The organism is Enterococcus pingfangensis, from assembly GCF_005405205.1.
Taxonomy (GTDB): Bacteria; Bacillota; Bacilli; order Lactobacillales; family Enterococcaceae; genus Enterococcus_A; species Enterococcus_A pingfangensis.
In genome coordinates, this window is the sequence record NZ_BJDP01000007.1 from 148,411 (window position 1) to 170,337 (window position 21,927).

The window sequence follows — 21,927 nt, forward strand, 5'->3', positions numbered from 1 at the left end:
GATGTTCAAACTATATCTTATTTTTTTTATGAATGCAACAATATTTTTTCAATTAACTAAAAAATAATGCTTATCATTGAATCCATTTGATCTATTCTACTATAAAATTACTTTGGTAATCAAATGAATTTTTCGATAAAAAAAGAAGCGGCAAGCCGCTTCTTAAACATTCCGATGCATCGGAATCGTATTATTATTTGGATGGACCAATAAATATTGGATCACATCGATGTTGCTAGCTTGGAACGATGCCGCGCTAGCTTGCAAATAAAGATCCCACATCCGATAAAATGCTTCGTCTTTTTGTTCGATAACTTTATCTGCTACTTGATGGAAATTCTTTGTCCAATGTTCTAAAGTATACTGATAATCACGGCGCAGACTTTCTAAATCAAGCAACTGCAGATCATTTTCGGTAATGTGTTCGACTAGCTCTGTCACACCAGGAATGTAGCCGCCAGGGAAAATGTATTGATTGATCCAAGCATTTTTCGCGCCGCCTTGTTGTCGGCTGATACCATGGATCAATGCCGTTCCGTTCGGTGCCAAATGTTGACCGATCACGTTGAAGTATTCTTGCAGATTTTCGCCGCCCACATGTTCAAACATCCCGACACTTGTGATGTGATCAAACGTTCCTTTTAAATCACGATAGTCCAGCAATTCAACAGAAACGGTTTCTTCCAAATGTTCATTTTCAATAATTGCTTGGATGTGTTGGTATTGTTCTTCGCTTAAAGTAATCCCTTTAGCTTTTACATTGTATTCTTTTGCCGCAGTCAGGATCAAGGTTCCCCAGCCGCAACCGATGTCTAATAATGTCTCATTTGGTTGAATGAATAATTTATCCAAAATATGATGGACTTTATTGATCTGCGCTTGTTCTAACGTATCTTCTGGTGTTTCAAAATATGCACAAGAATAAGTCAGCGTGCGATCCAACCACATTTCATAAAAATCATTGCCTAAATCATAGTGGCTATGAATGTCATGAGCTGATTGTTTTTTAGTATGTTTTTCTTTTGGCATCCATTTTTTGAAATTCGTATTATGGAAAAAACCATTTGCTTGGTTGTAAACATCGTAAATCAACGCTTGCAGATTTCCTTCAATCTCGATTTTCTTTTCCATATATGCTTCCCCAAGTGCCAGCGAAGCATTGCTGATCAATTCCTTTACAGGAATTTTTTCGTTGAAAATGATTTTGAAGATGACGTCACCTTCAGTGTTGCCGTATTCTTTAGTAGAACCATCCCAAAAAGTCACTTGTGTTTTTTGCGAAAAAGATGGTTTGAATAATTGATTGTACACTTCTTTATCTAACATAGCATTGCCTCCTTATTATATCTTCTGACTAAAAGCCAATAAATTCAAAAGATTTGCATTGGTTTTTTCAGAAAAAGGAGATTGTTCTCATGAAAATATAATCAAAAATCATATGAAACCCTTTTAGTTTAAAAAGAGTACAAAAAAAACGGGTCGCCCCGTTTTATTGAATCAAATCATAAATTTCCATTGCAACGATGTCAATGTTATCAAATTGATAAGATTGTTTGCTGTCGCTTTCTGTCAGCTCAAATGTTTCTGTCGTATTATCATAAGTTACAGTACATTTTTCTACGCCTTCTTTTTCAAAACGACGCAATTGTACTTCATTATCAGTCGATTCAGTCATTGCTTCTAAGCGTTTAATAATGGCAACTAATTGTGAATGTTTCATCTAGGTGCCCCCCTTCTTCTCAATTCTGTCTTATTGTATCAAATCCGCTCGTATCTTGCATTGATTTTCATCAATTAATTTATGATTTTTTTACTAAATCTAACTTAAGGTTATGACCACCATAATTTAATCAATGCTTGCGTCCCATCATTTTCAAACCCTTGATCCGCTAAGCGTTCATAGAGTTCTGCAGCCAGCTTTGTCGCAGGCAGCTCAAGTTGCAGTTTTTCTGCCTCATCTAGCGCTATTTTCAGATCCTTGATAAAGTGTTTAACAAAAAAGCCCGGTGAGTAATCTTCTTTTAAAATTCGTGGAGCATAATTTGCCATCGACCAATTTTGAGCTGCACCACCAGACAATGTGTCTAAAACTTTAGGGACATCTAAATTAGCTGCTTTGGCATAAACTAACATCTCAGTCATTCCAGTCATCGTTCCGGCGATCATGATTTGATTGGCCATCTTCGTATGTTGACCTGCACCCGCTGGACCTTGCAGTGAATAACTTTTCCCCATGATCTCAAATAATGGAATCACTTGGTCATATGTTGCTTGATCTCCACCGACCATAATTGTCAAAGTTCCATTTTGCGCGCCTAAGTCACCACCAGAAACGGGTGCATCCAATGCCGCCGCGCCGTTTGCTTTTGCTGTTTGATAAATTTTTTCTGCCAAAGTCGGTGTTGAAGTCGTCAAGTCGACCAACAATTTCCCCGTAACAGCTGCGGAAAAGATTCCGTTTGTTCCATAATAGATTTCTTCAACATCGCTAGGGTAGCCCACCATTGAAAAAATGATCTCGCTGGCTGCCGCAACGTCCGCCGGTGTTCCCTGCCAAGTCGCGCCATTTGCTACTAGCTCATCTGTTTTGCTTTTCGTACGATTGTATACCGCAACGTCATGACCTGCGGCTAAAAAATGCTTGACGATCGATTTTCCCATCACGCCTGTACCGATAAATCCTATTTTCATATTGATTTCCCTCCAAATAAAAATAATCCATCTCCAGTATACATGAAGAGATGGATTTCAGCTTTATTTATCTTCGCCGTTTCTAAGCGAATTGATCCGAACACGCATTTTCCGAACGGTTCGAGCAGGTATTTTTTCTTCACTGTGGTTCTCGCCATAGTAAACGATCATTTCTTGATAGAATTTAAATATTTCACTGCCGAATCGTTCAGCAGAGATTTCGATCAGTTTATTTTGTCGAACTTGCGGATCTAATGGAATCTGCCGTTGCGCGTAACGAATAAAACTATCACTGAAGTCCGAATCATGTTCAAAAGTGACCCCTAAAGATTCATCGTCCAACAACTGATTCAAATAATCATTTCCTTCAACGATACATTGTGTTCCTGAAGCGATTGCTTCCGCATAGGTCAATCCTTGTGTTTCCGAGGTCGAGGCACTGACAAAATAATCTGCTGCGTGATAATAATACGCGACATCCTCATGATCCACCTCGCCGGTAAACTGGACATAGTCTTCGATCCCTAATTCATGCGTCAACTCTTCTAAATCTTCGCGATACGGTCCTTTACCGACGATTACAAGCCGAGCCGCAGGATAACTCATTAGAATTTCTGGAAATTGCTGCACGATGACATGGATATTTTTTTCATAAGAAAGACGGCTCAATGATAGAATCATCAATTCATCCGGCTGAATCCCTAGTTTTTCTCTAACACGTTCCGTATCTTCTTTCGTGATATCCGGACGAATAAAATGCGCGACTTCAATCCCGGTCGGAATGATCCGCATGGGAACGTCGACTTCATACCGTTGCAATGTATCGACGACTCGCTTGCTTGGGCAAACGACGCCCGTTGAATGGTTGACGAACATTTTGATGAAATGTTTGACATGGGCAGGTCTGACGACTTTGCCATTGGCAATATAATGAAGATAATCCTCATACATCGTGTGATACGTGTGGACGACTGGGATCCGCAAACGATTGGCGACCATCTTGCCTAAAAAACCGGCACCAAATTCTGTATGAGTATGAATAAGTTCTAATTCTAATTCTTTTGCGATCCGATAAGCAAACCAGATCCCCCGCACGACGATCCGCCGATCCGTGAAAGACACGAAAGGAACACTAGGCATCCGCACGATGTCTTTTTCAAATTCATCGGCATCTGGATCTGTCGTCGTAAAGATATAAACTTCGTGACCTTGTTTTTCGAGTTCATTTTTTAATGTTCTAATTGACGTTGCTACCCCGCTGACTTGGGGGAAATAGGTATCTGTAAAAAAGCCGATCCGCACGTCTATTCCTCCAAACTATTTCGTGACTTTTGCATAGATTTGATGATCATAAGGCCGTTCTAAAACTTCTTGATAAACAGCTTTTAATTCTGCACCAATTTGTGTGATACTTTTTTCTTGCGCTGTTTTAAAACCAGCCATCGAAAGATTTGGCAATTGATGTTCAACTAATTGACGAATCAATTGTTCAAACTCCTGATTGTCATTTCCCATGTAACAATTCATCCGATCGTTCAACCAACCATCATAGACTGGAATATCTCTCAGTAAGACTTGCTGCTGACTAGCTAACGCTTCCAAAACAACGATTCCTTCTGTCTCCTCATAGGAAGGAAAGAAAAATAAATCCGCTCCAGAATATGCGCCTTCGATCAAATCACCGTTGATATAACCAGGGAAAATAACATTTTTTGGATGATCTTTTTTCACCACTCGTCGGACAGCCGCTGGAATCGAGAGCATCGGTACATCTCCAAACCAAATAAACGTGTATTCAGGCATTTTTTTAGCAATTTCAACAAAATCTAAGATTCCTTTGCGTTCAAAAAACAGTCCGACACAAATCACGACTTTTTGAGTTTCTGATAAATGAAAATACTTCCGAAAAGCCGCTTCTTTTTTTTCATCAGGATAATATTTTTTTAGATCGATGCCATTTGAAATCGCTGAGATTGGCTGTGTTAAGCCGTAACTGCGCAATAATTTCTTTGAATACGGCGTCGGTGTGATCAAGTGGTCTGCTTCTTGGTACAATGCGACTAGCCATTTTTTCACTAAAGGAGCCAACTGGTTCGAGCCGATAAATGAATTGCGAAAATCTTCTTCAGTAGAATGCGCATGAAAAACGACTTTTTTCCCAAGTTTTTTCGCTCGTTTAACCATCTGCAAACTTTTTGGTCCATAAGTATTAATATGCAACAGATCATAATCTGTTGCTTTCGGATCAAGCGTATAATCAATTCCCATAGAAGCTAGGGCCCGCTTTTGATGACTCAAAGCACGACCAATGCCAGATTTCCCAATAATATTCTGACCTTCAAAATAAAGTAATATTTTCATGTAATGCCTCCTTAAAAGCAAATTAATTATATCATAAGCATTTGAGCTTTATCTCAACCTATAGTCTGATTTTAACTTGAAAATATCACTTTCAGCCACTTTACTGATTACACAAAAAAACCGTTGCCTATTTCAGGCAACGGATTAAGCTTTTGATTTATTTTACGTATTGCTTAACTAGCTCTTCGACTTCTTCCATCGTATCGCATTCTTTCAACGCTTTTTCAGCTAATTCAGCCATGTCAGTCGTTGATAGACGTTTCATCAAGCTGCGCGTTCTAAGAACAGATGTCGCACTCATTGAGAACTCATCTAATCCCATACCCATTAATAACGGAACAGCGGTTTGATCGCCGGCCATTTCGCCACACATACCTGCCCATTTGCCTTCAGCATGCGCTGCATCGATCACGTTTTTGATCAAACGTAGAATTGATGGGTTATATGGTTGGTATAAGTATGAAACGCGTTCATTCATCCGGTCAGCTGCCATTGTGTATTGGATTAAATCGTTTGTTCCAATACTGAAGAAATCTACTTCTTTAGCGAACTTGTCAGCTAAAACAGCTGCAGCAGGAATTTCGATCATGATGCCGACTTGGATCGTGTCAGAAACTTTCACGCCTTCTTTAACAAGTTTTTCTTTTTCTTCAATGAACAATTTCTTCGCTGCACGGAATTCTTTTAATGTTGCGACCATTGGGAACATGATGCGTAAGTTTCCGTGAACAGAAGCACGTAATAATGCACGTAATTGTGTACGGAACATATCATCACCTAGTTCAGATAAACTGATCCGCAATGCACGATAACCCAAGAACGGATTCATTTCGTGAGGTAACGTTAAGTAAGGTAATTCTTTGTCTCCGCCGATATCCATTGTACGAACAACGACCGGTTTGTCGCCCATGCCTTCTAAAACGGCTTTGTAAGCTTCAAATTGATCATCTTCAGTTGGGAAATCAGAAGAATCCATGTATAGAAATTCTGTACGATACAAACCGATTGCTTCAGCGCCATTGTTATGAACGCCTTCAAGGTCTTTTGGTGTACCGATATTAGCTGCTAATTCAAAATGCTTGCCATCTGCAGTAATCGTTTCAGCATCTTTCAGCTTGTCCCATTCTGCTTTTTGGGTCGCATAAACTTCGCCGGCTTTTTTGTATTCAGCTGCTTGTTCGTCCGTTGGGTTCACGATCGTTTCGCCAGTGATCCCGTTAACAGCAAGCAACACACCGTCTTTAGCTTTAGCAGTGATTTCTTTTGTCCCAACGATTGCTGGAATCTCTAATGAACGAGCCATGATCGCTGAGTGAGATGTCCGTCCGCCGATATCAGTAACAAAAGCTTTTACAAAGTTTTTATCTAATTGTGCTGTATCACTTGGCGTTAAGTCATGTGCGACAACGACAACTTCTTCGTCGATCATTGACGGATCTGGTAATGTTACACCTAGCAAATGTGCCATTACACGTTTTGTAACATCACGGATATCTGCCGCACGTTCTTGCATATAAGCGTTATCATCCATCGCCTCGAACATGCCGATATACATATCAGTTACTTCTTTAAGCGAACTTTCAGCGTTCACTTTATTATCTTGAATGTGTTGTTTGATTTGACCAATCATTTCTGGATCTGAAAGAACCATTAAATGAGCATCAAAAACTTGTGCTTCTTCTTCACCTAAGCTCTTTGCTGCTTTATCCCGAATTTTTTCTAATTCAGCAGAAGAAGCTGCCAAAGCGTCGTCTAAACGCTTTTCTTCGGCAGCAATATCTTCTACATTATTTTGTTTGAAAGATAAATCCGGTTGTACTAGCAGATAAGCTTTTGCAACAGCAACGCCATCGCTTGCGGCAATACCTTTTAGTAATTCAACCATTATTCGGATAATCCTTCCTTTTTCATCGTTTCTACGATTGCTTCGATTGCTTCTTTTTCGTCAGCGCCTTCAGCAGTAATAGTAACATCAGAACCTTGGCCAACACCTAGAGACATGACTCCCATGATTGATTTAAGGTTAACTGATTTTCCTTTATACTCTAAGTTGATATCAGAGTTAAATTTGCTTGCAGCTTGCACTAATAAAGTTGCAGGACGTGCATGAATCCCTGTTTCTGCTACTACGTGAAAATCTTTTTTTTCCATATTGACCGTTCTCCTTTGTAAAAACAAATGTTTTTTTATGTTAGGGCCTCCATGATACTATCCATCATTTTAAGCCCTTCATTTCCTTAGATTACCATTTTTTGGCGGTGGATACAACCAATTTTAATTGATTTATTCTAGTGAAATGTATCCCCTTTCTTAAAATACTCGCTTCAATCGGCCAATTTCCCTATTTCTCGTGTTTTCATATATATTCCATAACAAACTTATGGCTAAAAGCGGAACTGCATCATTTTTTTAGCACTCTGATAGATCGATTGCTAAAATTTTGAGCAAACTGTTTGCTTTTATCAAAAATCACGCTATAATTGTTTCAAGGTCAGCAATGGTCAAAGAACTGATCAGCGTATCTTTTTACTAGATTCGCTTACTCGATGTACAATGGAAGAAACAATCAACTATTGAAAGGGTGAAAACAATGCTTTGCCAAAATTGTCAAGAAAATGAAGCAACTATTCATTTATATGCAAATGTCAATGGTCAACGAAAGCAGTTGGACTATTGTCAAAGTTGTTATCAAAAATTAAAGAATCAAGCTGGAGGTGCTCCGCAAATGGCAGGAAATGATCCATTTGGTTTTGGAAGTTTAGATGATTTGTTCCGCTCAATGTCTCAACAAATGCAACAACGACAAGGCGCCGCAGATCAAACACCGCCAACTCAATTTGGTGGTGGAAATGGTATGAATAATCAACCTCCCCGTAATAATGGTGGCGGACTATTAGATGAATACGGAATCAATATCACAGGTCAAGCGCGCGAAGGAAACATTGACCCAGTTGTCGGACGAGATGAAGAGATCCAACGTGTGATCGAAATATTGAATCGCCGGACAAAAAACAATCCAGTTCTGATTGGCGAACCTGGTGTCGGTAAAACAGCCGTCGTTGAAGGGTTAGCTCAAAAGATCGTAAACGGCGATGTTCCGCAAAAATTAATGGATAAAGAAGTCATTCGTTTAGACGTTGCTTCTTTAGTACAAGGCACAGGGATCCGCGGACAATTTGAAGAACGGATGCAAAAATTAATCGAAGAGATTCGTCAGGCTGAAAATATCATTCTCTTTATTGATGAAGTTCATGAGATCGTTGGTGCTGGTGCAGCCGGAGATGGCAACATGGATGCCGGCAACCTTTTGAAACCAGCCCTAGCACGTGGCGAATTACAAATGGTCGGTGCTACGACGTTAAATGAATACCGAATCATTGAAAAAGATGCGGCTTTAGAACGCCGGATGCAGCCAGTTCGTGTCGAAGAACCTTCTGTTCAAGAAACGATCGAGATTTTAAAAGGTCTGCAACCGCGTTACGAAGATTACCATCATGTAAAATATACAGACGTTGCGATCAAAGCAGCTGCTGAACTATCCAATCGTTACATCCAAGATCGATTCTTACCTGATAAAGCGATCGACTTGTTAGATGAGTCTGGTTCTAAGAAAAACTTGACGATCCAAATCGTTGATCCAAAAACGATCGAGAAAAAATTAACGGAAGCAGAACAGCAAAAATCGCAAGCTTCTCAAGAAGAAGATTTTGAAAAAGCTGCTTACTACCGCGATCAAATCAATAAACTGCAAAAAATGAAAGAACGCCAATTAACGGATGAAGAAACACCCGTCATCACTGAAAAAGATATGGAAAAAATCGTTGAAAAACGGACTGGGATCCCGGTTGGCGAACTGAAAGAAAAAGAACAAACACAATTGAAAAATCTAGCTGATGATCTAAAACAACACGTTATCGGCCAAGATGAAGCTGTTGATAAAGTCGCTAAAGCGATCCGTCGTAATCGTGTCGGTTTAAACAAAAAGAATCGGCCAATCGGTTCATTTCTATTTGTCGGACCAACGGGTGTCGGTAAAACTGAATTAGCCCGTCAATTGGCTGAAGAATTATTCGGCTCAAGTGAATCGATGATTCGTTTTGATATGAGTGAATATATGGAAAAACATAGTGTCTCTAAATTGATCGGTTCACCTCCTGGTTATGTAGGTTATGAAGAAGCCGGACAATTGACTGAACAAGTTCGTCGTCATCCATACAGTTTGATTTTATTGGATGAAATTGAAAAAGCTCATCCAGATGTTTTGCATATGTTCTTGCAAATCCTTGATGATGGCCGTTTGACGGATTCACAAGGTCGGACCGTCAGCTTCAAAGATACGATTATTATTATGACCAGCAATGCTGGAACGGGTAAAATCGAAGCCAATGTTGGTTTTGGCGCAGCACGAGATGGCGTTACCCACTCTGTCTTAGGACAATTAAAAGATTTCTTTGCCCCAGAATTCTTGAACCGTTTTGATGGAATCATCGAATTCAGTTCATTATCAAAAGAAAACTTGATGAAGATCGTTTCCTTAATGTTAAATGATGTGAATGATATGTTGGCAGCACAAAAGCTTAACATTGATGTACCTGATAACGTCAAAGAAAAACTAGTCGATCTTGGCTATGATCCTGCGATGGGCGCTCGTCCACTGCGTCGGACAATCCAAGAAAACATTGAAGATGGAATTGCTGAATTTTACTTAGATCACCCAACAATTACTGATCTGAAGGCAAAACTTGATAAAGAAGACCATATTATCATTACGTCAAGACCAGAACGTTTGGCCAAAGAAGACAAAAAGTAATGGCTAGGCTCAAGGGACTGCGACAAAACTGTCACGGTCCCTTTTCTTAGCAAAAACTTTATTTTTCCTCATTTAATTGAGCATTCCTCTTCTTTTTTATTAATCTTTCTTATATAATTACATTACAAATTTAAGACCCAGAAAGTAGGTGTTTCGGAATGAAACTTATCAACGTCACGAATAGTCATTCAAAAATGGTTTACCAGCAGTTAGAGAACACAGATGCTAATATGATAAAAGTCTATACGATAGGAAATACGACCGTCATTTATACTGATGCCTACAAACATGCAGAGATCGTTTTGAAAAACAGCAAACGAAACATCCAGCCATCAGAAATCGATTTTGTACATAAATATTTCAAAAGAAAACTAGATCAAGGCGCTTATGATTTCGCAAATATCTCTTACTTAGAATCTCCCGGTCTGATTGAAATGTCGATCACTAAAAAATAGTTGAGGCTAGCCTCAACTATTTTTTTTGCTTTATTTATCAACTTACACCTAACAAACAACATGCTGTCATTCATTTCAGTTCATTAAAATAACCCCTTCTCCATCAATTTCTGATAGAAAAGAGGTTCAAATTTTTTCAAATAAATTCGAAATTCAATATCCGAAAAGTTTCGATAGATTAAATTTCTTACATCAAACTCTTCAACTCAACTTCTGGATACTTGTCCGCAAACCAACGCATTGCAAATTGATTTTCAAATAGGAACAACGGTTGATCAAAGCGGTCTTTGGCCAAAATATTTCGGCTTGAACTCATCCGTTCGTCCAATTGTTCAGGATCGATCCAGCGAGCGATCTTGTTGCCCATTGGAGTCATCACAACTTCGGCATTGTATTCGTTCAACATCCGGTGTTGGAAAACTTCAAACTGCAACTGACCTACAGCACCAATGATGTATTCATCCGTCAAATAAGTTTTATACAATTGGATCGCACCTTCTTGCACCAATTGATAAATGCCTTTATGGAAAGATTTTTGTTTCATCACATTTTTCGCAGTAACTTTCATGAACAATTCTGGTGTAAATGAAGGCAATTCTTCATAGGCGACTTTTAGTTTTCCTTCATATAAAGTATCGCCGATTTGATAATTACCAGTATCATAGACACCAATGATGTCACCGGCGACAGCTTCTTCGACATTTTCACGCGTATCCGCCATAAATTGGGTAACATTGCTTAATTTCATTTTCTTGCCAGTCCGTCCCAGCGTGATGTCCATTCCCCGTTCAAACGTTCCTGAACATACACGGACAAACGCGATCCGATCACGATGATTTGGATTCATATTTGCTTGGATCTTAAAGACAAAACCTGAAAATTCCTCTTCATAAGGTGAGATTGGTTCGTCCTCTTCTGTTTTATGCGCATGCGGTTTTGGTGCTAGATCAACAAACGTTTCTAAAAATGTTTCGACTCCAAAATTCGTCAACGCTGAGCCGAAGAAGACAGGTGTTTGATCACCGCGTTCGATTTTTTCAAGATCAAATTGATCACCGGCTTCACGCACCAATTCAACTTCGCCTAAAACATCTTCATAAATCGATTGTTCTTTCAAAGGATGAGCTCCAGAGATTTCACCATTCGTTAATTTTACAAATCGTTCGCCTTCATAGCGTTCTGGGCGATAAAATTCAATCCGTTCATTGTGAATATCATAGATCCCTTCCAAACCTTTTCCCATGCCGATCGGCCAGTTCATCGGATAAGATTCGATATCTAATAGTTCTTCTAATTCTTCCAGCAATTCTAACGGCTCACGGCCATCGCGGTCAAGTTTATTGATAAAAGTAAAAATTGGGATTCCCCGGCGTTTGACAACTTGGAAAAGTTTTTTTGTTTGAGCTTCGATCCCTTTGGCGCTATCGATCACCATCACCGCGCTGTCGACCGCCATCAATGTACGATAGGTATCTTCAGAAAAATCCTCATGTCCGGGTGTATCCAAAATGTTTACCCGTTTGCCGTCAAAATCAAATTGCATCACCGAACTAGTTACTGAGATTCCCCGTTGCTTCTCAATATCCATCCAGTCAGATTTTGCAAAATTCCCGGTCTTCTTGCCTTTGACCGTTCCTGCTTGACGGATTGCTCCGCCGAATAATAATAATTGTTCAGTGATCGTCGTTTTACCAGCATCCGGATGGGAAATAATCGCAAAGGTTCGACGGCTGTCCACTTGTTGTTTCAAATTAGGATTGTTCATTCTATTGCTCCATTCATTTATCTAAATATCTAAAAATTTCAACCCAATCAGTATAGCATGGATTTTGCTTTGTTGGAAAGTTGAAACGTTCTGACAATAAGAGAGTTTCTTCTAAAAAATTTTTGATTGTCTTGATTTGCTGGATGAACTAGATCAGTAGCATAAACTCATCGGTCATTTCAACTTTCCATAAACGTTTGTAAAAACCAGCAAAAAGAAAACACTCTGCAAAGCAGAATGTTTTCTTTTGCTCAATTAACGACGCGGTTCATCGTCTTCAAAATCTTTCGTGAAGAAACGACGCTCTTCTTCCGGCTCAACATTTTCATGTTCTTCTGGATGAAAAATTGCACGTAACGTCAAGACACGCGAGCCTTCCATTTCTTCAGAGATCAAGGTCAGATCTTCCACATCAAAGGAAAGTTTTTCCCCTTCATCTGGGATCGTCCCTAAAGCAGTGATCAAATAACCAGCCATCGTATCGACATCACTCATGTGCAGATTCAAGTCGAACTCTTCATTGAATTCATCAATCAGCATCTTTCCGTTGATCAAGTATTCATTGTCTCCGACTTTTTCATAAAGCTTCTCTACTTCATCAGATTCGTCATCGATTTCTCCTACGATTTCTTCTAATAAGTCTTCTAAAGTGACTAAACCAACCATCCCACCATATTCATCAAGCAGAATCGACATTTGATTTTGAGTCTTCTTCAACTCATAAAGCAAGTCATCAATAAAAATCGTTTCTGGTACAAATAATGGTTCTTGCAAAATCTTTCGTAAATCAACATTTTCAAAACCAAATTGACGAGCGGCTTTCAATAATGTCTTTGTATGCAAGACCCCTATGATTTTATCTTTGTCCTCATTATAGACTGGAATCCTTGAATAGCTTTCGCTCAAGATCTCATCAATATTTTCTAATACGGAATCATTGATGTCGATCATGAAAGAATCTGTCCGCGGTACCATTACTTCTCGAGCAACTTTCGTATCTAACGAGAAAACACCTTGCAGCATCTCGATTTCTTCGTTGTCCAATACGCCTTCATTTTCTAACATATATCGCATTTCGTCACGGGTCATCTTCGTGTCTTCGTCATCAAACGTCATCGGTGTGATTTTAGCCAATGTGTTGGTTGAAGCCGTCAATAACCAAACGAAAGGTCTTGTAATCATTCCTAATTTACGAACAATGCCTGAAGTAAGTTGTGCCACTTCCTCGGTTTTGTTCATAGCAATTCGTTTGGGATATAATTCTCCAAATACAATTGAAACATAGGTCAATAAAAGCATGACGATCGCCGCAGCAATTGTTCGTGCAGCTGCTCCTCCGCCTAATAAAGGTGCTAAACGAGTAGACAAACTATCCGCCAAAGAAGCCCCTGACAAGATATTGACTAACGTGATCCCAACTTGAATCGTTGACAAGAAATTATTCGGGTTTTGAATAACCTCCAGTAATTTTTTCGATTTCAAATTGCCTTCTTCTGCTTTTTGTTCCACTCGGTTCTTATTAATCGATACCACCGCGATTTCAGCCGCAGCTAAAAATCCGTTGATTAACGTTAATATTACTAATAGACCTAGTTGTAAAATTAACGACTGACTATCGGGGTCAGCATTCATAATTGCATTCGCTCCTTAATTTAAAGTGTAAAAAAAGTGGCACAAGGCCACAGTAAAATCGTATCACATCACCTGTTTTAATGCAATCTTTTACAAGCGAAGAGCCACTAACTAATGTAAAAACTCTTGCTCTCGTTCCTCTTGCTTGCTGTGCTTGACTATTTTCACGACAAAAACGACTACTGTCCTTAAAATCGCATAGACTGGAACACCTAAAAAGACTCCTAAAACTCCAGAAAGCTTGCCGGCAACTAATAAAATTAAAATGATCGTTAACGGATGGATATTCAATGTTTTCCCGATCACATTTGGATAGATCACATTGCCGTCGACTTGTTGAACGATCAAGACGATCAAGATACATAATAACGCTTTGTAAGGCGAATCAAAAAAGGTATAAACTAACGCCGGTGCTAGCCCTAAATAAGGTCCTAAGTAAGGAATCAAATTCGTCAAGCCGGCGATCATGCCAAATAAAAAGGCATAGTCTACGTCAATCAGCAAATAACCTAAAAAGGTAAACGTTCCAACAAACAAACATTCGATCGCTTGTCCACTGATATAATCGGACAATGTTTTATTTAATTGCTGCAAGAGTCCTTTGATGTTCCCCCGCTGGTTTTCTGGAAAAAGCCGTTCGATATTCGGAACAAGTTTTTCGCCGTCTTTCAACATATAAAACAAAATGAACGGGACGGTGACCAGCAACAATACTACGGTCGTGATCTTTCCGATGATAGAACCTAACCCATTTGTCATTCCAGTCAATGATTGCTGGATGATGCTGCCGGCTGAAACATCCAGATTGCTGATATATTTATCAACATCCAATTCTTTAAAAATTGGGAACCGAGTCGCGTTATCTGCTAGTTCTTGCAGCCAGTTTTGCATGTTATTGACAAAACTCGGGATATTCTTAGCCAATGAAACTAGCTGCTCCACTAAATTGGGAATAACACTCAAGAAAATCAAGACGATCATCCCGATCAGCAAAACAAAGATCAACGCAATCGCAACTAAACGTTTGACTCCTAATTTCGCCAATAGATTCACTAATGGATTTAATAAATAGTACAAAAAGCCCGCAATTAAAATCGGCGCAAATAACGTGGTGAAAAATGTCCCAATCGGCTGAAAGACAAAATCGATTTTTGATGAAACCAAAATCACTGTTGCGATGATCAATATCTCAACTGACCAAAACATTAATTTTGAATTTTTTATTTTTTCAAACATCCATCTACTCCTTTTTTCAGTTTTAGTTTATAGTATACATCATGTAGTGCAAAATCTGCTTGAAGAAGGTGTCATTATGAAAATTTTAATCACTAAGGATACGATGAGCGAGATCTACCTTGATGCTGTCCGTATTCGACAAAAAGTTTTTGTGCAAGAACAAGGTGTGCCCGCCAGTTTAGAGATCGATAAAAACGAAGCCTACTCTGTTCATTTTGTTCTTTATGTTGATAAAAAACCAGCTGCGACTGTTCGGCTGCTGCCGTTAGATGATCAAACATTCAAACTGCAGCGGATGGCGGTTTTAAAAGAATACCGCGGTAAAAAATTAGGGGCTGCGATCATTGCAGAAGCAGAAACTTTTGCTCGGCAACAAAAATTTACAAACATCGAGTTAGGTGCACAGCTGCCTGCCGAAAAATTTTATCAAAAGTTGGGCTATACTACTTATGGCGAGATTTTTCAAGATGCTGAGATCGACCACGTCCATATGAAAAAAGAGCTATAATTTCACAAACGGCTAATGCCGAAAGAAAGACTTGCAAAAAAGGCTGTACCAAATAATTTGGTACAGCCTTTTCTTTCTACTTACGCGACAATTGCTTATAACGATCATACCAAATATCAATATAGCCTTGGGAAAAAGGCCCCTTTTCATTGTTAATCCAGTCTACTAAGATTTTGACGTTTTCCTTGAGGATATAATCAATTTCTTTTGAGTAATGCATCTGCTGACTATGGGCTTCATATTCATCTACGTCTAATAGACGTTTTTCGCCATCAGGAAAAACTTTGACATCTAAATCATAATCAATATATTTTAGTGCCTCGTCATCTAATACATAAGGTGATGCTAGATTACAATAATAAGAAACTCCCTTCTCTCGAATCATCGCTATTATGTTGAACCAGTATTTTTGATGAAAATAAACGATCGCTGGTTCGCGAGTGACCCATCTTCTGCCATCAGATTCAGTGACCAATGTGTGGTCATTCAAGCCGATCAGCGAACACTCGCTGGTTTTTAATACCATGGTATCACGCCACGTTCGATGCAAACTGCCGTCGTGTTTGTAACTTTTGATCGTCACAAACTCTCCTTCTTTTGGTACTCCCATAGCTACCCTTCCCTCAGCGAAAAATTTTTTCGCATTTGTTTGGGTGTTATCACACCGACATCAGAATTATTATAGCAATAAAATGTAAGATTGCCTACTACTCTTTGTCGTCTGCTAAATTATTTTCAAAAACTTCCAGCATTTTTTGCTGCGGCTTTGGAAAGACATAATCAGAAAAATCTTTTGGCTGGATCCATTGGCCTGCAAGCGTCACTGGTGCTGTATTGCGCCCATAAAAAACTAAAATGTGCCAACGCAAGTGGCTAAAGACATGTTTGACCTCCCCCAGTACTTTTTTTTGCCAGACAACCGCTTGCTCAGAGAAAAAAGCCGGATTGTCTTCAGCAACTAAAGAACTGGAAAACAGATCCCAAGCAGCTGGATCGTAGCGTTTCTGGAGTTCTTGAAACGCTGTCTTTGAGATTTCTTCTAGTGGGAACAGCCACATATTGGCTAACAGACCGGATTCAGGTCGACGCTGCAAAAAAAGTTCTTGCTGCTGATTCTCAATGATCCCTGCGATATAGTAAACATCTTTAGGTTTTTGTTTTTTTGATTTGACAGGAAAATCGGTTTGACGTTTTTCTTGATACGCTTGGCAATAGTTTTGAATAGGACAGCTTTCGCACTGCGGACTAGTGGGGGTACAAATACTTGAACCTAGATCCATCAACGCTTGATTAAAATCTCCCGGCTGGTCTTGGCTGATGATTTTCCGCATCGCTTCATCAAAGACTTTACGACTGCTGGCTTTAGCGACATCAGCCTCGATACAAAATAAACGGCTGACTACTCGCATCACATTGCCGTCGATCGCAGGTTCTGGAATTTTAAAAGCGATACTGCTGATTGCGCCGGTTGTGTAAGGCCCGATCCCTTTCAACGAGCGGATCGCTTCAACAGTTGTAGGAAATTCACCATTAAATTCTGTCATGATCTGCTTTGCTGCTGTTTGTAAATTACGCGCGCGGGAATAATAGCCTAAGCCTTCCCATACTTTCAATAATTTATCTTCTGGCGCATTGGCCAACTCTTGGATCGTCGGAAATTCCTCCATGAACCGATAAAAATAATCGATCACCGTATCCACTCGAGTTTGCTGTAGCATAATCTCTGAGATCCAAATACGATAAGGATCTTGATCATACCGCCATGGAAGATTTCGTTTTTCCTGTTGATACCAAGAAAGAAAATCAACTTGAAAATCAGCTATCGTTTGTTTGTCCCAGCGCTCCCAATTTTTACTCATCGGCCGCCTCTTTTCTTTGAATAAAGGCGTCTATTTGATCTAGTTGAAAGCCTTTTTGATACAAACTCTGTTTGACTTTTTGGCGTTTTTTCGCCGGCTCAAAACGCTGATTTTTCCGCCATAATTTCTCTCCTTGCAATTCCAGTGCATCCGTCTCTTGATCCAAAATATCAGAAAAGTCGATCTCGGCTAAGACACTTTTACTAATATCACCATTGAATCCTTTGGTCATCAGCAATTGCTGCAGTTTTTGCCGCACTTCTCGCTGACTGCTGCGATGAAATTTTCTCAATGCCTTTTGAGCGGTGTGGAAAGCGACTTGGAATTGTTCATCCTCTTCATAAAGATAAAGTGCTTGTTGGATGTTATTGTCACTCACACCTTTTTGTTTTAGCTTTTGCTGCAAAACACGCGGGCCCTTGTCCCCTAGGCGCATTTGCGTACGAACATAACTTTCACTGTAAATAAGATCATCTACTAAATTTATTTCCTTGAGCCGTTCGATGATTTTTTTCCGATCCGCTTGTTCGATCTCTTTGTCCTTTAAGTAAGTATGCAGCTCTTTTTCTGTCCGTAATTGATAACTTAAATAATTCAAAGCTAATTGAAATCCTAGATCTTCTTTACCTTCTTGCTTGATGGCTTCTAATGCTTCTTCGGTCAGTTCTTGTCCTTTGAGTAAACGGTGGCGCACGACAGTATCTTCTGACAATCGCAGTTTTTCACCATTAGAAAATTCAACTTTGTAATAAGGCCCGCGACCTTGACTGATCTTTACTACTGTCAACATCTTGTGTCCTCCTCTTTTAACCAAGTATCTTTACTATATGTTTATCTTTAGAAAAAATTCTTTTTAACTGAAAGATATCCAGCTGTTGCTCACAAAAATTAATTCTATCATAGATAATCAGCCAAGCACTAAAAATATGCTAAAATGAAGGACATAAAAAGCTGAAAATATAAATTTAAGAAAGAGGCTCCCTATGGCTGTTCAACTAAAACCAAATCAAACACTAACCTTAAAAATAAAACGGCTGGGCATTAACGGCGAAGGCATCGCCTATTATAAGCGGCTGATCATTTTTGTGACTGGTGCCTTGCCGAATGAAACGGTCATTGCCAAAATCACAAAAGCAACTCCGCGTTTTGCCGAAGCCAGCTTAGTAAAAATCACGAAAGAAAGTCCTGATCGGATCACTCCACCTTGTCCCGTCTATGAAGAATGCGGCGGCTGTCAACTGCAGCATCTAGCCTACAACAAACAGTTAGACTTCAAAAAAGATCTATTGCAACAAGCTTTGGAAAAATACAAACCAGCAGGCTATCAACAATTTGAATTACGAGATACACTGGGAATGGACGATCCTTGGCACTACCGTAATAAAGCACAATTTCAATTGCGGAAAAACCAAAAAACGAAACAAGTCGAAGCCGGATTGTATCGAGCCGATTCTCATCAACTCGTCCCTCTGACAGACTGTCTCGTCCAAGAACCGACTACTCAAAAAGTCATCAATACGGTAACAAATTTATTAACTAAATATGACGTACCGATTTACGATGAGCGGACCAATGCCGGTATCATGCGTACTTTGATGGTTCGAATCGGAATCGAAACTGGCGAAGTGCAAGTAGTGTTGATCACAAAAACGAAAAAACTGCCAAAAGTCAATCCGCTGATCCGTGAAATCACCAACCGACTGCCAGAAGTTGTTTCTATTATGCAAAATATCCAAGACAAAAAAACTTCAGTTGTGATGGGTGATGAAACCATCCATCTTTGGGGCAAAGAAGTAATCAATGAAAAAATCAATGAAGTAAGCTTTGAACTTTCACCGCGTGCTTTCTTCCAGTTGAATCCCAAGCAAACGAAAGTGCTCTATCAAGAAGCCATTGCGGCGTTGGATCTATCCACACCAAAAACAGTCGTGGATGCTTATTGCGGCGTCGGAACGATCGGTCTGTCGTTAGCTAAGCAAGCAAAAGAAGTGCGCGGCATGGATATCATCCCGCAAGCAATCGACGACGCGAAAAAAAATGCTGAAACGATGAATCTGACCAACACGCATTACGAAGTTGGAACGGCTGAGAGTCTCTTGCCAAAATGGTTAAAAGAAGGTTTCGCACCGGATGCGATCGTCGTTGATCCGCCGAGAACGGGTTTAGATGATCAGTTGTTAAAAGCGATCCAAGAGTCACCTAGTCCGCAAATGGTTTATATTTCTTGCAATGTTTCAACTTTAGCACGTGACCTAGTGAGTCTTACTAAAATTTATCAGGTAGATTACCTGCAATCAGTAGATATGTTTCCACAAACCGCTCGTTGCGAAGTGGTCGTGAAATTATCTCAAAAATAAAAAGAAGTTAAAACAGAAGTGCTGGCTTCAAAAAATAAGTATGAAATTTCGGCTCATTGCAAAGAGCTACTTTTCACTATTTATTCGAAAAAAAGGCGTATGACAAAATTGTCATACGCCTTTTTCATAGATACTCATTTAGGAAATTTTCTCAGTTGTCTTACTTATTAAAAAGCTTTTTTACTTACCTAGTTAGTAATTAGTAAGCTACTGCCGGTTGTCCATATTGTGCATCCGCATTCTCCCCATAGCCCGCTTGATTTGGATCTGTATACTGCTCACTCGTAGAATCATCGTACTGCTGATAACCATTATCCGTACTTGAAGAATCGCTATAAGTACCGCTGTCATAATTATTAGGATCATCATAGCCTGGGGCATATTGACTCGAGTCTTCACTAGCTCCCCCATCAGAATCGTCGTAGAACAAGCTGTCAGCGTCTGCCTCTTCAAGATTCGGTAATGTTTCCGCAGTTGCTTGGCCTAATTGTTTCTTCAAGGTATTTTGAATACCTAGCAATTCTTCTGTTCCTAGAATCTGATAGTAAACTTCATCGATCATTTGACTCTTGCCGACTAATTGTTTTTGCTTGATCGTATCAAAGGCCGATAAATAATTAGTTCCGATATCCATCATGTCATCCCATGATAAATCTGTTACCATATTTTTTTCGACTGCTTTTAAGATCTTGCGATAATTTCCGACTCCATCGATCGACATCGCTTTACGCAAAATTTTGGTTACAACTTCTCGTTGGCGTCGTTGGCGGCCAACATCCCCTTCTGGATCTTCATAACGCATCCGCGCATAAGCCAAACCTTCTTCACCGTTTAACGTCTGCTTGCCTTTTTTTACATGGATACCATCTAAGGTGAAATCAATCTTATTATTTACTTCGATCCCACCGACTGCATCAATTAAATCTTTCAAGCCGCGCATATTGATCGACACATAATGATCTAATGGGATGTCTAACAAGGTTTCAATCGTGTCCATTGACATCTCTACACCGCCAAAAGCATACGCATGATTCAGTTTATCGTTCGTGCCGTAGCCGACGATCTTGGCTAAAATATCTCGGTCAAGACTGACGATCGTTGATTTTTTTTGCTTAGGGTTAATGGTCACTACCATCATACTATCTGAACGGCCTTGATCTGAACGCCCTAAATCGCCCGTATCTACTCCCGCGAGCAAAATCGAAAAAGGTTCCGCATCGTTGATATTAGGCTTCTCGCCACTTTCTCTTTTCAAACTGGTTCGTTTGACTGTTTGGCGAATACTATCGACCATTTTACTTGCATCAGCTGTCACCTGGACTGCATAATACGTGATCCCGCCTACAACCAGATTCAGTAGGACAAGTAATCCTATAACAATTTTTTTCCAACGACTCATGGCACACCTCTATCAACGATTTTTACGTTTTATTTTCTCATAGATCGGTTAATGGTTCAACTACCGCTCAAAAATAATTTATTTTATGTAATAAAACCTTAAAAGAATCGATCATTTGCTCTTCAAAGTTGATTTATACCATATATTTATGAAGATTTTAGGAAGGACATAAAAATTTAACAAAAGAACAAAAAAACGGAAAGACCTATGTAACAGTCTTTCCGTTATATTCAAATTATTTAGCAGCTGCCAAATTTTCGTTTGCTTGCTCCCAGTTTACAACATCCCAGAAAGCTGCGATGTAATCTGGACGAACATTTTTATATTTCAAATAATATGCATGTTCCCAAACATCTAAACCAATAATTGGTGTCTTGCCGTCTGTCAATGGGTTGTCTTGGTTAGCAGTTGAAGTAATTTCCAACTTGCCATTGTTCCATACTAGCCATGCCCAGCCAGAACCAAAGCGACCAGTTGCCGCTGTTTTAAATTCTTCTTTCATTTTTTCAAAACTGCCGAAAGCTTCATCGATCGCCACTTTGATGGCGCCAGTTGGTGTACCGCCAGCGTTTGGTGCCATGATTTTCCAGAAGAAACTATGGTTTGCATGTCCGCCGCCATTGTTACGAACGGCTGTTTTGATGTCTTCTGGTAGTTCATTTAAGTTTATTACTAGTTCTTCTATCGATTGTTCTGCTAATTCTGGATATTTTTCAATCGCAGCGTTTAAATTAGTCACATAAGTATTATGATGCTTGTCATGATGCAGGTGCATCGTTTCAACATCAATGTAAGGTTCTAACGCATCGTATTCATAAGGTAGATCTGGTAAAGTATAAGCCATTATTCAATTC

General features: G+C 39.5%; 19 protein-coding genes. 4 read left to right on the forward strand and 15 right to left on the reverse strand.

Translation table 11 applies throughout. The features are described from left to right. Positions 1 to 162: 162 nt before the first annotated feature. The 7 genes from FFM63_RS05860 to FFM63_RS05890 form a co-directional block, all read right to left on the reverse strand. Positions 163 to 1,326 carry an SAM-dependent methyltransferase gene (locus tag FFM63_RS05860; RefSeq protein WP_137609390.1) on the reverse strand — a complete coding sequence of 388 codons (1,164 nt, stop codon included), beginning with the start codon at positions 1,324 to 1,326 and terminating at the stop codon, positions 163 to 165. Between the two features lie 163 nt (positions 1,327 to 1,489). Continuing rightward, a complete protein-coding gene (locus FFM63_RS05865) occupies positions 1,490 to 1,720 on the reverse strand; it encodes a YkuJ family protein (RefSeq protein WP_010740403.1) in 231 nt (76 codons plus the stop codon). 110 nt (positions 1,721 to 1,830) lie between these two features. Continuing rightward, the gene (locus FFM63_RS05870; protein WP_137609391.1) at positions 1,831 to 2,691 is read right to left on the reverse strand and encodes an NAD(P)-dependent oxidoreductase; all 861 of its coding nucleotides are present in this window, start codon (positions 2,689 to 2,691) and stop codon (positions 1,831 to 1,833) included. A gap of 63 nt (positions 2,692 to 2,754) precedes the next feature. After that, positions 2,755 to 3,993: a glycosyltransferase family 4 protein gene (locus tag FFM63_RS05875; protein ID WP_137609392.1), complete on the reverse strand. Its 1,239-nt coding sequence runs from the start codon at positions 3,991 to 3,993 to the stop codon at positions 2,755 to 2,757. 15 nt (positions 3,994 to 4,008) lie between these two features. Continuing rightward, on the reverse strand, positions 4,009 to 5,052 hold the full coding sequence (locus FFM63_RS05880) for an LTA glycolipid anchor biosynthesis glycosyltransferase, IagA/BgsA family (protein ID WP_137609393.1): 1,044 nt from the start codon (positions 5,050 to 5,052) through the stop codon (positions 4,009 to 4,011). A gap of 157 nt (positions 5,053 to 5,209) precedes the next feature. Further along, the gene (gene ptsP, locus FFM63_RS05885; protein ID WP_137609394.1) at positions 5,210 to 6,937 is read right to left on the reverse strand and encodes a phosphoenolpyruvate--protein phosphotransferase; all 1,728 of its coding nucleotides are present in this window, start codon (positions 6,935 to 6,937) and stop codon (positions 5,210 to 5,212) included. Continuing rightward, entirely contained in the window at positions 6,937 to 7,203 is a 267-nt protein-coding gene (locus FFM63_RS05890; protein WP_137609395.1) for a phosphocarrier protein HPr, read from the reverse strand. Before FFM63_RS05890 ends, ptsP begins: the two co-directional genes overlap by 1 nt. A gap of 439 nt (positions 7,204 to 7,642) precedes the next feature. Here FFM63_RS05890 and FFM63_RS05895 point away from each other — a divergent pair, with 439 nt between their 5' ends. Beyond that, positions 7,643 to 9,862 (forward strand): ATP-dependent Clp protease ATP-binding subunit, encoded by a 2,220-nt coding sequence (locus tag FFM63_RS05895; RefSeq protein ID WP_137609396.1) that lies wholly within the window; start codon positions 7,643 to 7,645, stop codon positions 9,860 to 9,862. Positions 9,863 to 10,020: 158 nt separating this feature from the next. Next, complete coding sequence (locus FFM63_RS05900; protein WP_137609397.1) at positions 10,021 to 10,317, forward strand: DUF1827 family protein; 297 nt, start codon at positions 10,021 to 10,023, stop codon at positions 10,315 to 10,317. Positions 10,318 to 10,504: 187 nt separating this feature from the next. Here the strand turns inward: FFM63_RS05900 and FFM63_RS05905 are convergent, their stop codons facing one another. The 3 genes from FFM63_RS05905 to FFM63_RS05915 all read right to left on the reverse strand — a co-directional run bounded on the left by FFM63_RS05905 (position 10,505) and on the right by FFM63_RS05915 (position 14,950). Further along, entirely contained in the window at positions 10,505 to 12,082 is a 1,578-nt protein-coding gene (locus FFM63_RS05905) for a peptide chain release factor 3 (RefSeq protein ID WP_137609398.1), read from the reverse strand. A gap of 255 nt (positions 12,083 to 12,337) precedes the next feature. Continuing rightward, positions 12,338 to 13,714: a hemolysin family protein gene (locus tag FFM63_RS05910; protein WP_137609399.1), complete on the reverse strand. Its 1,377-nt coding sequence runs from the start codon at positions 13,712 to 13,714 to the stop codon at positions 12,338 to 12,340. A 111-nt stretch (positions 13,715 to 13,825) separates the two neighbouring features. Continuing rightward, positions 13,826 to 14,950, reverse strand: coding sequence for an AI-2E family transporter (locus tag FFM63_RS05915; RefSeq protein ID WP_137609400.1), 1,125 nt, complete (start codon positions 14,948 to 14,950; stop codon positions 13,826 to 13,828). A 76-nt stretch (positions 14,951 to 15,026) separates the two neighbouring features. On the opposite strand from FFM63_RS05915, the gene FFM63_RS05920 reads away from it, so the two are divergent. Then, positions 15,027 to 15,458, forward strand: a complete 432-nt coding sequence (locus FFM63_RS05920) for a GNAT family N-acetyltransferase (protein WP_137609401.1) — start codon at positions 15,027 to 15,029, stop codon at positions 15,456 to 15,458. 76 nt (positions 15,459 to 15,534) lie between these two features. On the opposite strand, the gene ntdP is transcribed toward FFM63_RS05920, so the two are convergent. The 3 genes from ntdP to recX all read right to left on the reverse strand — a co-directional run bounded on the left by ntdP (position 15,535) and on the right by recX (position 18,107). Continuing rightward, a complete protein-coding gene (gene ntdP, locus FFM63_RS05925; protein WP_010740416.1) occupies positions 15,535 to 16,068 on the reverse strand; it encodes a nucleoside tri-diphosphate phosphatase in 534 nt (177 codons plus the stop codon). Positions 16,069 to 16,165: 97 nt separating this feature from the next. Continuing rightward, complete coding sequence (gene mutY, locus FFM63_RS05930) at positions 16,166 to 17,317, reverse strand: A/G-specific adenine glycosylase (RefSeq protein WP_137609402.1); 1,152 nt, start codon at positions 17,315 to 17,317, stop codon at positions 16,166 to 16,168. Beyond that, positions 17,310 to 18,107, reverse strand: a complete 798-nt coding sequence (recX, locus tag FFM63_RS05935; RefSeq protein ID WP_137609403.1) for a recombination regulator RecX — start codon at positions 18,105 to 18,107, stop codon at positions 17,310 to 17,312. The genes mutY and recX overlap by 8 nt, the downstream gene beginning before the upstream one ends. Positions 18,108 to 18,300: 193 nt before the next feature. Between recX and rlmD the strand changes: the two genes are divergently transcribed. Beyond that, a complete protein-coding gene (gene rlmD, locus FFM63_RS05940) occupies positions 18,301 to 19,674 on the forward strand; it encodes a 23S rRNA (uracil(1939)-C(5))-methyltransferase RlmD (RefSeq protein ID WP_137609404.1) in 1,374 nt (457 codons plus the stop codon). A 199-nt stretch (positions 19,675 to 19,873) separates the two neighbouring features. Here rlmD and FFM63_RS05945 read toward each other — a convergent pair whose 3' ends face one another. Together FFM63_RS05945 and FFM63_RS05950 are read right to left on the reverse strand one after the other, a co-directional pair. Beyond that, positions 19,874 to 21,073: an LCP family glycopolymer transferase gene (locus tag FFM63_RS05945; RefSeq protein ID WP_137609405.1), complete on the reverse strand. Its 1,200-nt coding sequence runs from the start codon at positions 21,071 to 21,073 to the stop codon at positions 19,874 to 19,876. Positions 21,074 to 21,308: 235 nt separating this feature from the next. Continuing rightward, positions 21,309 to 21,917, reverse strand: coding sequence for a superoxide dismutase (locus tag FFM63_RS05950; protein ID WP_137609406.1), 609 nt, complete (start codon positions 21,915 to 21,917; stop codon positions 21,309 to 21,311). Positions 21,918 to 21,927 lie beyond the last annotated feature (10 nt).